The 13454-nt window shown below is 69.8% G+C and carries 14 protein-coding genes; 6 read left to right on the forward strand and 8 right to left on the reverse strand.

What is annotated here, in order from left to right:
• Nucleotides 1-32 precede the first annotated feature (32 nt).
• Complete coding sequence (locus OG496_RS15155; RefSeq protein WP_405971214.1) at nt 33-1394, forward strand: serine-threonine protein kinase; 1362 nt, start codon at nt 33-35, stop codon at nt 1392-1394.
• Here the strand turns inward: OG496_RS15155 and OG496_RS15160 are convergent.
• The gene (locus OG496_RS15160; RefSeq protein ID WP_405971215.1) at nt 1383-4166 is read right to left on the reverse strand and encodes a penicillin acylase family protein; all 2784 of its coding nucleotides are present in this window, start codon (nt 4164-4166) and stop codon (nt 1383-1385) included. The two genes, OG496_RS15155 and OG496_RS15160, sit on opposite strands and share 12 nt — an antisense overlap.
• 222 nt (nt 4167-4388) lie before the next feature.
• On the opposite strand from OG496_RS15160, the gene OG496_RS15165 reads away from it, so the two are divergent.
• A complete protein-coding gene (locus tag OG496_RS15165) occupies nt 4389-4991 on the forward strand; it encodes a hypothetical protein (RefSeq protein WP_262058384.1) in 603 nt (200 codons plus the stop codon).
• A gap of 156 nt (nt 4992-5147) precedes the next feature.
• Here the strand turns inward: OG496_RS15165 and OG496_RS15170 are convergent, their stop codons facing one another.
• Together OG496_RS15170 and OG496_RS15175 are read right to left on the reverse strand one after the other, a co-directional pair.
• On the reverse strand, nt 5148-5954 hold the full coding sequence (locus OG496_RS15170) for a G1 family glutamic endopeptidase (protein WP_405971216.1): 807 nt from the start codon (nt 5952-5954) through the stop codon (nt 5148-5150).
• Between the two features lie 158 nt (nt 5955-6112).
• Nucleotides 6113-6568: a hypothetical protein gene (locus OG496_RS15175; RefSeq protein WP_405971217.1), complete on the reverse strand. Its 456-nt coding sequence runs from the start codon at nt 6566-6568 to the stop codon at nt 6113-6115.
• Between OG496_RS15175 and OG496_RS15180 the strand changes: the two genes are divergently transcribed.
• Together OG496_RS15180 and OG496_RS15185 are read left to right on the forward strand one after the other, a co-directional pair.
• Nucleotides 6537-7433: a hypothetical protein gene (locus tag OG496_RS15180; RefSeq protein WP_405971218.1), complete on the forward strand. Its 897-nt coding sequence runs from the start codon at nt 6537-6539 to the stop codon at nt 7431-7433. The genes OG496_RS15175 and OG496_RS15180 overlap by 32 nt on opposite strands.
• Nucleotides 7434-7487: 54 nt before the next feature.
• A complete protein-coding gene (locus tag OG496_RS15185; protein ID WP_405971219.1) occupies nt 7488-8216 on the forward strand; it encodes a 3-keto-5-aminohexanoate cleavage protein in 729 nt (242 codons plus the stop codon).
• On the opposite strand, the gene OG496_RS15190 is transcribed toward OG496_RS15185, so the two are convergent.
• Complete coding sequence (locus OG496_RS15190; protein WP_405971220.1) at nt 8162-8899, reverse strand: hypothetical protein; 738 nt, start codon at nt 8897-8899, stop codon at nt 8162-8164. The genes OG496_RS15185 and OG496_RS15190 overlap by 55 nt on opposite strands.
• 100 nt (nt 8900-8999) lie before the next feature.
• On the opposite strand from OG496_RS15190, the gene OG496_RS15195 reads away from it, so the two are divergent.
• Nucleotides 9000-10082, forward strand: coding sequence for an RNA ligase (ATP) (locus tag OG496_RS15195; protein ID WP_405971221.1), 1083 nt, complete (start codon nt 9000-9002; stop codon nt 10080-10082).
• A gap of 9 nt (nt 10083-10091) precedes the next feature.
• Here the strand turns inward: OG496_RS15195 and soxR are convergent, their stop codons facing one another.
• Nucleotides 10092-10607, reverse strand: coding sequence for a redox-sensitive transcriptional activator SoxR (gene soxR, locus OG496_RS15200; protein WP_405971222.1), 516 nt, complete (start codon nt 10605-10607; stop codon nt 10092-10094).
• Nucleotides 10608-10734: 127 nt separating this feature from the next.
• Here soxR and OG496_RS15205 point away from each other — a divergent pair, with 127 nt between their 5' ends.
• Nucleotides 10735-11196, forward strand: a complete 462-nt coding sequence (locus OG496_RS15205) for a MaoC family dehydratase (RefSeq protein WP_405971223.1) — start codon at nt 10735-10737, stop codon at nt 11194-11196.
• Nucleotides 11197-11217: 21 nt separating this feature from the next.
• On the opposite strand, the gene OG496_RS15210 is transcribed toward OG496_RS15205, so the two are convergent.
• The 3 genes from OG496_RS15210 to OG496_RS15220 all read right to left on the reverse strand — a co-directional run bounded on the left by OG496_RS15210 (nt 11218) and on the right by OG496_RS15220 (nt 13382).
• The gene (locus OG496_RS15210; RefSeq protein WP_366497907.1) at nt 11218-11841 is read right to left on the reverse strand and encodes a TetR/AcrR family transcriptional regulator; all 624 of its coding nucleotides are present in this window, start codon (nt 11839-11841) and stop codon (nt 11218-11220) included.
• 83 nt (nt 11842-11924) lie between these two features.
• The gene (locus tag OG496_RS15215) at nt 11925-12170 is read right to left on the reverse strand and encodes a YiaA/YiaB family inner membrane protein (RefSeq protein ID WP_405971224.1); all 246 of its coding nucleotides are present in this window, start codon (nt 12168-12170) and stop codon (nt 11925-11927) included.
• Between the two features lie 60 nt (nt 12171-12230).
• Nucleotides 12231-13382: an acyl-CoA dehydrogenase family protein gene (locus OG496_RS15220; RefSeq protein WP_405971225.1), complete on the reverse strand. Its 1152-nt coding sequence runs from the start codon at nt 13380-13382 to the stop codon at nt 12231-12233.
• Nucleotides 13383-13454 lie beyond the last annotated feature (72 nt).

Raw genomic sequence — 13454 nt, forward strand, 5'->3', positions numbered from 1 at the left:
TCGCACCACTACGGGGAACAAGGAGGCCGGTCATGGCGGATCCGGCGATGAGCGTGAGCCCCTACTGGGAGTTGACCTTCGATGCCGACGGTGACGTCGACCAGGGAGAACGCGACCGGCTGCTGAGCGAGGTGCGGCAGCGCGGGGTCGGCGACCTGATCGTCTTCTCGCACGGGTGGAACAACCAACGCGCCGGCGCTACCCAGCTCTACAGCCGCTTCTTCGCCCCGATTCCGCGCCTCGCGCCGAAGGCCGCGATCGGGTACGTGGGCGTGATCTGGCCATCCATGGAGTTCCCGGACCAGCCGATCCCGGATTTCCCCCGATCACCGGCAGCCGTAGCCGAGTTGGCGCGGCCGGCGCTCGACGCCGACACCCGGCACGCGCTCCTCGACGCCTTCCCCGGCAAGGCGCCGGTGATCGACCAGATCGCCCGAATGCTGGACCAACAACCGCCGCAGGACGCCGAGTTGGAGGAGTTCGGGCGGCTGGTGCGGACGCTGGTGGAGATGGTGCCGCCGGGGCCGCAAGCGCTGTTCGGTGCGGACACGCTGGCGGAGGGGGTGCCGCAGTGCGAGCCGCGGATGTTCGCGGTCGGGTGCACGGCCGAGGTGTGCGAGCAGTTCGCGCAGGCGCTGGCCCACCTCGCGGCGCCCCAATCCCCGGGCCCCGTAGCCGAGTTCGCGCTGCCGAACCCCTGGAAGGGGGCGCGGGAGCTGCTGCGGCAGGCGGCGTACTACGCGATGAAGAGACGCGCGGGCACGGTCGGTGAGCGAGGGCTCGGCCCGGTGATCGGGCGGCTCGCGGCGGTGGCGCCGGAGGTGCGGGTGCATCTCGTGGGGCACAGTTTCGGCGGGCGCCTGGTGTCGTTCGCGCTACGGGGTCTGCCCGAGGGAGTGCACTCGGTCAAGTCGGTCACCCTGCTCCAAGGGGCCTTCTCCCACTACGCGTTCGCGGCCCGGCTGCCGGACGACCCCCGTACCGGAGGTGTCCTGCAGGGCCAGCAGAACCGCGTCGACGGACCCCTCGTGTGCTGCTACTCGCACTGCGACTCGGCGCTCGGCACGATCTATCCGCTGGCTTCCCGGATGGCGGACGACGACTGCTCGTTCGCCGCCGTCGACATCGTCCGGGTGCTGGGCGACAAGTGGGGCGCGATGGGCCACGACGGGGTGCAGGCGGTGCCGGGCACCCGCTCACTGACCTTGGCCGAGGCTCTCGACTCACCGCTGCCGGCGTCCGGTTGTGTGAACGTCGACACCTGTGCGGTGGTGTGTCACGGCGAGCCGCCGACGGGGGCGCACAGCGACATCGTGCACCCCGAACTCGCCCGGGTGGTGCTGGCGGCGGGCCGGATCGACCGGCCCGCCGCCGCTCAGGCGTCACCGGTGTGACGTGTACTCCACCACTTGCTGGAAGGTGGGCCGGTTCTGCCAACTGATGTTGTAGTGCTTGATGCCGCCGAGCGTCCGCTGGACGATCGAGTCGGCACACCACTGGTCGCCCGCCGAGCACAGGGTGTCCCCGGGGTAGACCGTGGCCGCGGTCGCGCCGGCCGCCGTCTTCAGCGTGCTGATCAGGATGTCCCGGCAGGCGCTGAGGCTGCCGCCCCCGCAGTACTGCTGGGCCAGCGGACCGGACACGGTCTGCCCGAGCACCGACCGGAGATCCTTGTCGACATAGCTCCACCAGCCGTACTGGAAGGAGCTTCCGGCATGCGACCCGGTCGGGCCGTGGGCGGCCGACGGGGTCTCGTCGATGTACAGGTTGTTGGTGAGCGCGGTGTACAGGGTGTCACCGAGACCGGGCTGGAACTCGGCCTTCACCAGTGCGGGCCACCAGGCGTCCAGGATCCGGATGGCGTCCGCGTTGGCGTAGGTCTTGGAGCCTGCCGAGGTCTCGGTGCGTTTGCCGCCGGCGGTGAGCCAGGTCTGCAGCTTGGTGACGGCCGCGGCGGCGGTGGTGTCGGTGACCGTACTGCTGTTGATCACCTTCAGCATGTCGGGCAGGACGTCCTCGGCGCGCAGGTCGGTGAGCGAGGCGTCGGACATCGCCTTCACCAGCGAGGATCTGGTGATCCCGCCGGCCGCGACGAGTTTCTTCACCCGGTCGTCGAGGAGATTGCCGCGATGGACGGACCCGTCACCCCAACTGGCCGTCGTGTAGTCGAGGGCCTGTTTGTTGTTCCAGGAGATGTAGTAATCCTGGTCGATGGAGTTGGGGTGCGCGGAGGCCGGGGTGTAGTCGGAGGTGTTGGTGGTGGGGTCCCAGTTCTGCCACTCGTAGGCGGCCTGGCCCCAGACCGGGAACTCGGGGTCGACACCGCTGGCCCGCACCGGGTTGTTGCCGCTGTTGTAGTACGCGGTGTGCGAGGAGTCGGCGTAGAACCAGTTGAACGTGAAGTTGATGTGCTGCGCGGCACTCTGGAAGGTCTGCGGACTCTTCACGTAGTCCGGGTCGTTGAGCATCTGGAAGCCGATGATCGAGTCGGCTTCATGCATGTAGGAGGAGCGCAGGGTGGTGTAGGCGACCTTCTTCCCGCCGACGGTCGCCCGGTACTCGACGGGTCCGTACTCCGTCTTCCAGACCCTCATGGTGTACGACCCGGCGGCGGTGGAGTCGGCCGTGGTGGGCGCCCAGGAGTTCTTCTGCTCGACCTCCTCCATCGGCGTGCAGGTGCCGTGGAAGAGGTAGTGGTAGTCGTCCTGACAGAGCTCGACGGCGTAGGTGTCGATGATGTCCTGGCCGGAGGTGGTCGCGGACCACGAGTAGTCCTGGCCTCGGCCGAGTTCGACGTACATGCTCAGCCCCGCGAAGGAGGCGCCGCGGGCGCTGATGCCCGGGCCCTGGATCTCCTGGAGCATGAGCAACTGGGGTGCGAAGTAGCCTGTTTGGGGTCCGAAGACGGCGATCGGGTGGCCGCTCGCCGTGTATTTGCCGCTCACCACAAGGGCGTTGGACATCCCGCGTTTGGCGGAGCTGAGGGCGGTCGCGGTCGCCGCGGCGGAGGCGGCGGAGGCGCTCTGGTTGGCGCCGGTGCCCGTGGCGTCGTAGACGAGTGGCTCGGTCGAGACCGATCCGGCGTCCGGGAGTGCCTCGCCCTGGGCGGTGGTGGGCTTGGTGCCGTACGGGAAGCTCTCGCCGTTGTGGACGGTGAGCACGGCCTCGGGGTCGTTGCGTTCGCGGAAGGACTCCCAGACCTTGGTGCCCTGTTCCACGCCGTACTTCTCCTGGGCGGCGAGCAGGGAGAGGGCGTTGTTGACCTCGCCGCCGCCGCCGGAGCCGAAGAGCGTGCCGATGACGGAGGCCAGCGCGACCAGGTCGGTGATCTTGAAGTGGTCGATCGTGCCGGCGTTGGTGATCGAGTCCTTGTGGCCGGTGAGGACGTACTCGCCGGGGAAGTAACGGCCGCTGTCCGAGGCGTCGATGTAGGCGTTGATGCCGGCCAGATAGGCGTTGGCGTCGGTGAGCGCCTGCTGGCCGCGGGTGCCGTTGTTGTTGACGGCGTTGTCGATCTGGGCCTGCAACTCGGCCTCGGTGTACGGGGCGTTGCGGTAGAACTCCTGCTCAAGTCCCTGGTTGGAGGCCGCGCCGCCGGCGAAGGTGGTCAGCTGGCCGCGTCCGACGTGCCGGAAGACGTCCATCAGCCACAGCCGGTCCTCGGCCGCCGCGTAGCCGGCGCCGTACTCGGTGCCGTAGCGCGTGGTGCCTGTGATGTGCGGCACACCGGTCGCCTTGTCGCGGACGATCGTCACGTCGGTGCGGCCGCTGGGGTTCTCGGTCGAGGCGACGTTGGCGGCGGGGACCCCGAACGACGCGTCGTTGAAGAAGGTGTTGATCTTCGCGTCGGTCAGCGTGGAGGCGCCCGTGGCCAGGTTGGCATAGGGGCCGAGCTGGTCTTCGGCATGGCTGGGCTGGGTGCCGAAGACCTGGTTGAGAAGGATCTGGGCGAGGGTGGCGTTGCCGTTCTCGCCGGCCGGGAGGATGTCCGAGCACTGGCCGCCGCAGTAGTCGTTCGAGGCGGTCGCCGCCGCGGCCGTCCCCTGGGCAAGGGGAGACAAAAGGGCGGCAATGAGGGCGCATACGGATGCGGCCTTCAGGAACCCGGGGAATCCGCCGGGAGTTCTCAGTCTGTCGAGCAAGTTACGCGGGGTGCGCCGTGGCATCGCAGCTCCTACCGACCGTGGGTGGTGCGGGACGTTACCGCCGGTATCCCCGAGATTGAAGATGAACATGCGTCAAGTTTTGGATCCGGGCGAGTGGCTTATGGAGGCCATCGGAAATCGGATGGAGCCAAATCGCTTGTCGATACGTCTATTCGGCGACGTCCGTTCGACGACGCCGAGGTGACCGAAGTACAGGTGCAGGTGTGACGGAGGTGCAGGGCGATGGCCGGTTTCCGGAGTCTGGCGAGACAGGTGCGAGACCCTCGGTGCGATCTGGCGCTGCGGCGCTACTCGCTGCGCAAGTGCCTTGAGCGGTTCGCCCCTTATGGGCACAGGGCGACCTGGGACCACTTGAGCTCCCGGGCCGGGTTCGGACCCGAGGACCGCTCCCCCGACCCGGCGCGGCTCGTGGCCGCACTGGACGAGCTGGAGGAAGCGCGCAAGGTCTGGCTCGCCTACGAGGTCGGGTTCGCCGAACGCCGCAAGAAGGAGAAGCACGACGGGCTCCGCCGCCCGGGCACCGTGGACGACTGGCACCGGCTGACCTGGGGCGGCTTCGGCGTCGCCTGGTGCGACGACCCACGACTCCACCCCCATCAATCACTGGCCGAGGTGCTGCGACGGCTGATCGCCGCCCTGGAGCGCGAACCGGGTTCCGTGTGCCCGGTGTGCGCCGGGGAGCGCCTCCAGTGGAAGTACGACCTGGCCCACGAACCCTCCTCGGGCCCGGTCTGCACGGACTGCGGCATCGTCGTACCGCGTCCGGTGCTCACGCCCGAGGCCCTGGCGTACGCCAGGCGCGGACGGCTGCTCATGTCCGCCTGAACCGGGCGAACCGAAGAAGGGCGCCAGGGGTGCGCCGGGGATGCCGCACCCCCTTTTTGACGCAGCCGGTTTGCGCTTGCCGGTGCAACGGCGGAGGCTGCCGACGGCGTTCCGTCGACAGCCCCGAAGCGGTGCGCAACAGGTGTGCCGCAGGCGTCAGTTGGCCTTCCAGACGTCGGCGAAGCTGCCGCCGGAGATCGAGCCCGGCTGGGCCCGTACGGCGGAGCTGCTGCTCTTCGTCATGACGATCTCGTTCGGCGAGTAGGTGTCCAGGTTGCTGCCGTTGGCCTTGGCGCCGGTGAAGTTCACGGTGCCGAAGTTGGCCAGGCTCGCGACCGAGCCGCCGACCTCGGGGGCCTCGGCGATGACCTCGGCGGAGGCGTTCTTGAAGCCGGACGAGCCGGCGTGCGTGGTCGTCTTCGTCCAGCCCTCGGTGGAGTCGGCGAGGGTCATGGTGAAGGTGGAGCCGGTGTAGGTCACGGTCGCGGTGAACTTGTCGCCGCCCTTCACGGTGACACCTGAGTACGCGCTCTCGGAGGCGGGCAGCACCTCCCACCAGGCACCGTAGGTCGCCTTGCCGCCGATGCAGTCGGCTTCCGTACCGGTCTGCTCCAGCGCGGAGTTGCTGTACCCGTCGAGGCCGACCCAGAAGGAGGAGTACGTGGTGGCCGAGGAGCAGGTGACGCTCGGCTGGGTCCAGGACGAGGTGACCGAGGTGTACGCGCCGGTCGAGCCGGTGGCCGCGTAGCCGGACCAGTTGGTGGACGAGACGGTGGCGTTGACCTTGCCGGGCTTCGCGAGCCCGTGCAGCGTGTGACTCTCGTGGCTCGCTATGGCCTGGGTGAGCTGGGCCGGGGTGTGCGTGGCGGCGCTCGGTGCGGCGGCGAGGGCGGGGGTGGCGAGGGCGGCGGTGAGGGCGGCGGCGGTGACGAGAACGAACCCGGCGGAAGATCTCGCGGACATGACTCTCCGTCATTCGAGGGGTGGGGGGCTGCCGTGACGGCAGTGCACAGCAGCTTCCGCGAGGCTTCATGGGCATGGCAAGACAGACAAAGTCCTTCAGTCTTGCGGGAATTGGCGGCGCAACACCCGGGAAACCTCACAGGTTCGTTCAAGGTTGATCAATCGCCGGGCAAGACTGACCAAACTTCAGGGCAACGCCCTTCCGCCCCGCGAGTGCCCTGACTTGAGCTGGAGTACGTGACTTCCAGACCGGGGTACGTGCCGTCCAGACCGGAGAGCGCGCCGTCTTCCAGACCGGGGTACGCGCGCTCCAGACCGGAGCAAGTGCCGCCTCCCGGACCGGAGTACGCGCCCTCCGGCCCCGAGAACGCACCGTCCGGAGCGGAGAACGCGAGGTCCAGACCGGAGAACGTGGCGCCCAGACCGAAGTACGCGCCGCACCCCAGACCAGGGCTCGCGCCTTCCGGACCCGGGAGCGCACCGTCCGGAGCAGAGAACGCGGGGTCCGGAGCAGAGAGCACGGCGTCCCGGTCGGAGAACGCGGCGTCCAGACCGGACGAACCGGCGTCCGGCACCGGGGCGATGCCGTTCCACGAGGCGTTGCGCGCGGCCATCGCGGCCAGCGGGCTCAGTCTGGACCGGCTCCAGGACCGGCTGCTGCGCCGCGGCACCCCGGTGGCGTCGGCGACGCTCAGCTCCTGGCAGTCCGGCCGCTACCAGCCGGAACGGCAACGGTCGTTGGCGGCACTCGCCGTACTGGAGGACGTCCTACGGCTGCCGCCCGGAGCGCTGGCCGGCCTGCTCGGCCCGCCCCGGCCCCGTGGCCGCTGGCTGCCGCCGGACGGGGACCACCCCGATCTCGCCCGGGCCTGGTCGGACCACCACGACCTCACCGCCGCCCTCGCCGCACTCGACACCCGCTGGGACGACAGCCTGACCCGGCTCAGCTGTCACAACCGGGTGGACGTGGACGCCGACCGCCGCGTCCGCTCGATGACCAGCCGGCGCCTGCTGCGCGCCGAGGCGGACGGCGCCGACCGCTGGATCGCCCTCTACCGCCTGGACGCGCCCGGCCCGTTGCCGTATTTCCGCGTGGCGGCGCCGGCCCGGCTCGGCACGGTCGTCGAACTCCCCGGAGAGGGGCTGGTGGCGGCCGAGTTGCTCTTCGACAGCCCCTTGGCGCGCGGCGAGACCGTGATCGTCGACTACACGGTCGAGCACCGGGACCCGCGCCCGTACTCGCAGCGCGCCGAGACCACGATCCACGTCCCGATGCGCGAACACCTCCTGGAGGTCCGCTTCGCGAAGGAGTGTCTGCCGCACACGTGTTACTCGTTCCGCACGAACGGCCTCGACCCCCGTCCCCGCGCCGGGCGCCCCCGCGAACAACGGCTCCGGGTGGACGCGTCGGGGTCGGTGCATGCCGTGGCGTTGGGGGTGGGGCCCTGCCGGGTCGGGATCCGGTGGGTGTGGGGGTGAGGGAGAGGCTGGGACGAGGGGGTGGTTGTCAGTGGCGGGTGGCACCATCGAGGCATGGTGCAGGTCTGTCTCAACGGGGCCCGTGAGGCCGCCGACGGCTGGATGGTGCCGGTCTCGCCCGGGGCGTTGGCCGACGCCGCGGTGGAGGCTGTCGCGGCGGGGGCCACGGACGTCCACCTCCATCCCAAGTCCCCTTGCGGACACGACACGTTGTCACCGCGCGTCCTCGCGGTGACGCTGCACGCGATACGGGCGCGGGTGACCGTGCCGGTGGGTGTGACCACGGGCGCCTGGGCCGAGCCGGACCCGGCGGCACGGGTGGAGCGGGTGCGCAGCTGGACGATCCTGCCCGACCACGCCTCGGTCAACTGGCACGAACCGGGTGCCGAGGAGGTCGCGACGGCGTTGCTGGACCGGGGCGTGGGTGTGGAGGCGGGCATCTGGTCGGGCACGGAGGGCGCCGCCCGGTTCGCCGTGTCACCGCTCCGCTCGAAGGTGCTGCGGGTCCTGGCGGAGGTCACGGACCCGGACGCGGACACGGCGGAGGCGTCCGCGCGGGCGCTGCTCTCCGACCTCGGCGACACTCACGGCCGCCCTGTCCTCCTGCACGGCGAGGACGGCGGCGCCTGGCCGGTGCTCCGGCTCGCGGGGCGGCTGGGGCTCGCGACCCGTATAGGCCTGGAGGACACGTTGCTCCTGCCGGATGGGGAACGGGCCTTGTCCAACGCTCAGTTGGTGACTGAGGGGTTGGTCCAGTACGGGTGGGCCCAGCGTTCGTCGTAGGGCAGGGCGAGGAGTTCGGCGCGGGTGGCGAGGTCGGGTTGGCCGTGGGCACGGAGGCGGGCGGCACCGGGGCCGGCCAGCCAGGCGCGCAGGTCCGCCACGCCGACATCCTCGCTGTCGTCGTACCACCAGGTGAACGGGGAGGCATCGGACAGCAGATCGTCGAGCCAGGTGTCGGTGCAGGCGGCGAGGTGCGTGTCGGCGATCGGGCCCTGGACCCATCCATCCAGGAAGGGGGTCACGGTTCGAGCGATCGTGGCGCAGGTCTCAAAGGTGTCGTCGATGCCGTAGGGCGGCTCGGGCGTCGTCAGGGCGTCCTGCCACCAGGCGTGCAGGAAGGCCTCCATCGCGGTGACCTGCTCGACCGGCCAGGAACGCCAGTCCACCCGGCTCAGCCCATGGGCTCCATAGCCGACCGTGCCCAGGGTGCCCTCGGCCATCGCCCGTGCGCCCTGTGGCAGCAGGCGTCGCATCACGGCCGAGTGGTCGTCGAAGTGGTCGGGCACCTCGAAGAGGTAGTACCGCACCACGTCCAGCGGCACGCGTGTGTACGGCGTGCGCAGATACGCGGTCTCCTCGGGCACGTGGCAGAAGCCGCAGCCGGTCTCGCCCGGACTCGCGAAACCGTTGAAGACCGTCTCGATGTCCGAGAGGGCGGTAAAGAGTGCTGGCGACAGGGGCATGGATCCCGAAGCTAGCAGCCGCATAATCGGTCGCTCCACCCCTTTCCGATCTGGACAGTTGAGGGCGATGAAACACCGTTGAGGAACCAGAGGAGTCCCGATGTCGACGCTGCGCGTCACCGCCGAAGTGCTGACCGTCCATGAACACCCGAACGCCGACGCCCTCGAACTGGCCCAGGTCGGGCTGTATCGAGCCGTTGTCGCCAAGGGCGCGTTCCGCACCGGTGAGACCGCCGTCTACATCCCCGAGCAGGCCGTGCTCCCGGCCGACCTGATCGAGGAGTTGGGGCTCACCGGGCGCCTCGCGGGGAGCAACGCGGACCGGGTCAGGGCGGTGCGGCTGCGGGGTGAGCTGTCGCAGGGCATCGTGTGCCGGCCGGAGGCCCTCGCGGACGTCGACCTGGCTCAAGCAGCCCTGGACGGCACCGACTTCGCGGAGCGGCTCGGCATCGTCAAGTGGGTGCCGCCGATCCCGCCCACGATGGACGGCGAAGTCGAGCACGCGCCCGATCTGCTGCCGTGGGTCGACATCGAGAACATCCAGCGGTTTCCCGGGATATTCGAACCGGGCGAGGCTGTGGTCCTGACCGAGAAACTGCACGGCTCCGCCTGCCTGTTGACCTATTTCACGGAGGAGGAGGGAGGCCGCGTACAGGTCTCCTCGAAGGGCTTCGGCGCCAAGTCCCTTGCCCTGAAAGAGGATCCACGCAACCTGTACTGGCGAGCCGTCCGCGGTCACGGCGTCCCCGAGGCCGCCGCCCGACTCGCCGAGCGACTGGGCGCGCGCCGGGTCGGGATCTTCGGCGAGGTCTACGGCGCGGGCGTACAGGACCTGACCTACGGCGCCGACGGGCGACGCGAGACGCTCGGGTACGCCGTGTTCGACGTGTCCGCCGAGATCGACGGTGTCGTCCGGTGGCTGGACGCGGGTGAACTGGCCCAACTCCTCGACGGGGAGCTGCCGTTGGTGCCCCGGCTGCACGAGGGGCCGTACGACATCGAGCGGGTGCTGGAGGTCGCGAGCGGGCGGGAGACCGTGTCCGGGAGCGGGCTGCACCTGCGCGAGGGGGTCGTGATCCGTCCGGCGGCGGAGCGGTACAGCGCGGTGACCGGTGGACGGGCGATCGCCAAGGCCGTCAGCCCGGCGTATCTGACGCGGAAGGGCGGCACCGAGTACGAGTGAGCGCCGTCCTCAGTCGCGTCCCTCGGGATCCGGTCCCCGGTCCCGAGGGACGCGGGCTTTTCGGCGGTCCCCCGGTTCCGTCATCAGCCGTGAACCCGCGCCCCGTTCGCCGACCACGTCGTCCGGGTTGGACAGGACGCAGGCCGACAGGGACAGGCAGCCGCAGCCGATGCAGTCGGTGAGGTGGTCGCGGAGGCGGTTGAGCTGCTTGATGCGCTCGTCGAGTTCGGAGCGCCAGGCCTCGGAGAGGCGGGCCCAGTCCTCGCGGGTCGGGGTGCGCTCCTCGGGGAGTTCGGCGAGCGCCTCGCGGATGGTGGCCAGCGGGATGCCGACGCGCTGCGCGGCCCGCACGAAGGCGACCCGGCGCAGGGTGTCACGGGTGTACCGGCGCTGGTTGCCCGTGGTGCGGCTGCTGCTGATCAGGCCCTTGGCCTCGTAGAAGTGCAGGGCGGAGACGGCGGCTCCGCTGCGTGCGGCGAGTTGGCCGACCGTCAGCTCGTGGATCTTCTCGGGGATCTGAGGCACCTGTCAGAGCCTACCCATCGCGTCACACCCGTGGTCCGTTGACAGCCGCCCCGCATCCGACCATGCTAAGCAGTTGCTTAGGCATGTGATGACAATCGCTGGATGACGTGAGAGGCCGGGACAGGACATGGCAGAGCCGAGGATCTTCACCTCCGTCGACGACCTGCGGGCGGCGGTCGGTGAGCAGTTGGGGCACACCGACTGGCTGGAGGTCGACCAGAAGCGGATCGATCTGTTCGCGGAGGCGACGGGCGACCACCAGTGGATCCACGTGGACCCGGAGAAGGCGGCGGCCGGGCCCTTCAAGACGACCATCGCGCACGGCTACCTCACCCTGTCGCTGCTCCCGCTCTTCGGACCGCAGCTGATCAAGGTCGAGGGCGTCAAGATGGGCGTCAACTACGGGACGAACAAGGTCCGTTTCCCCGCCCCAGTACCGGTCGACTCCCGGCTGCGCGCCACCGCGAAGGTCACCGGCGTCGACGACGTACCGGGCGGCGTCCAGGTGACCGTCGCGTTCACCGTGGAGCGCGAGGGCGGCGACAAGCCGGTGTGCGTGGCCGAGTCGGTGTCCCGCTACTACCTCTGACCAACACCCTTGGCAGGGCGGCTACTTGGACCCCACCATCCGCAGCACGAGGTCGGCGTAGAGCGCGCCGACCTCGTCGGGCGTCCGGGGGCCGTCGAGGCTGAACCAGCGGGCCACGTCGATGCACAGCGACAGGATCGCGAGGGTCGTGCCCTTCACGTCCGGCACGTCGAAGGAGCCGTCCGCCACCCCGTCCTCGACGATCCCGCGCACCTCGGCGTCAACCTTCCGGCGCAGCGCGAGGATCTCGGCGCGGGCGTCCGGGCCGAGCGAGTCGAGTTCGTACTGCACGACCCGCGCGGTGGTGCGCCCGCCCGCGTGCCAGCGCACGAAGGAGCTCACGGCGTCGGCGAGCCGCTCGGCGGCGGTGCCCTCGCGCCCCGCCGCCGTACGCAGGATTTCGAGGGCCTTCTCGTGGCCGATCCTGCTGATGCGGTGGAGCAGCTCTTCCTTGGTCTTGTAGTGGATGTAGAGCGCGGCCGGGCTCATCCCGGCGCGGCCCGCGATGTCCCGGGTGGTCGTCGCGTGGTAGCCGCGCTCGGCGAAGGCCTCCACGGCGGCGATCAGCAGTCGCCGGGCCGCGTCGGGCGTGACCTCCGCCCAGGCCTGCGGGTCGCCCGCGGTGGTCTCCTCCGCCGTACTCATCGCTCGTGAACCCCTCTCGATGCCGCTCGATGACAAGGGTTCCACCATACCGCCGAACCTGAGCGAGCGCTTAGTCTCCCCGCTCAGAGCTTTTCGAACGAGTTGTAGGTGGTGCGCGCCGCGTCCTGTCGGTCCCGGATCACCTTGGCGAGCGTGAAGGAGGAGGTGACCAGGTACAGGACGGCGATCGCGAGGAAGGCCCGTACCCAGGCATCGGCGTGCAGCTTGAAGATGCCGATGGCGGTCGCCGCGATGGCGACGGAGAAGGAGGCGACGGCCTGGCCGTAGAAGGCGGCCGTGTTCTGCGGTTTGCCCGATGCTTCGCTCATGGGGACAGCATCGGCGGATACGGCCCGTACGACATCCGCTCGGATACTCAACTCACGTACTCAGAACGCCGAAACGCCCGTCAGCGCGCGCCCGATGAGCAGTTTCTGGATCTGGCTGGTGCCCTCGTAGAGGGTCATCACGCGGGCGTCGCGCAGCAGTTTTCCGGCCGGGTACTCGTCGATGTAGCCGTAGCCGCCGAAGACCTGGAGCGCGTTGTTGGCGGCACGGACGGCCGCCTCCGAGGCGAAGAGCTTGGCCTTGGAGGACTCGGTGGCGAAGGGCAGGCCCCGGTCGATCAGGTCGGCGACCCGCCAGGTCAGCAGGCGGGCCGCGTCCACGTCGACGGCGATGTCGCTGATCAGTTCCTGGACGAGCTGGTGCTGCGCGATGGGCTTGCCGAACTGCTCGCGCTCACCGGCGTAGCGGACCGCCACGTCCAGCGCGGCCTGGGCGATGCCGACGCAGCCCGCCGCGACCGACATCCGGCCCTTCGCCAGCGCCGCCATGGCGACCGAGAAGCCCTTGCCCTCGGGGCCGAGCATCGTCGAGGCGGGGACACGGACGTCTTCGAGGACGAGTTCGGCGGTGGCCTGGCCGCGCAGGCCGAGCTTGCCGTGGATGGTGCGGCGGGTCAGGCCGGGGCTGTCGGTCGGCACGAGGAAGGCGGAGACGCCCTTGTGGCCCGGGGCGTCGGTCGAACGCGCGAAGAGGAGTACGACGTCGGCCCAACTGCCGTTCGTGATGAACATCTTGGTGCCGTTGATGACGTAGTCGTCGCCGTCACGGACCGCGCGGGTGGTGAGGTTGCCGGCGTCGGAACCGGTGCCGGGTTCGGTGAGGCCGAAGCAGCCGACGTACTCGCCGGAGGTGAGCCCGGGCAGCCAGTGCCGTTTCTGCTCCTCGTCGCCCCAGGCCGCGATCGACTTGGCGACCAGACCCAGCGACACGGAGACGATCCCGCGCACGGAGGAGTCGCCGCGTCCGAGTTCCTCGGTGACGAGGCAGTACGCGAGATGGTCGCCGCCCGAGCCGCCGTACTCCTCGTCGATCGTCAGGCCAAGGAAGCCGACGCCGCCGAGCTTCTTGACGATCGAGCGGTCGACCTCCTCGGCACGGTCCCAGGCGATCACGTGCGGGGCGATCTCGCGGTCCACGAAGTCCTTGGCGAGCCGCCGTACGGCCTCCTGCTCCTCGCTGAGCTCCAGGTTCATTGCGCGTCACCCCAAGTGGAAGGCCGTACATCGACTGCTGCACATTTAAATTAGCACTGCTAGTTTGACTCT

Source organism: Streptomyces sp. NBC_00988, from assembly GCF_045162645.1.
In the GTDB taxonomy this organism is placed as follows: domain Bacteria; phylum Actinomycetota; class Actinomycetes; order Streptomycetales; family Streptomycetaceae; genus Streptomyces.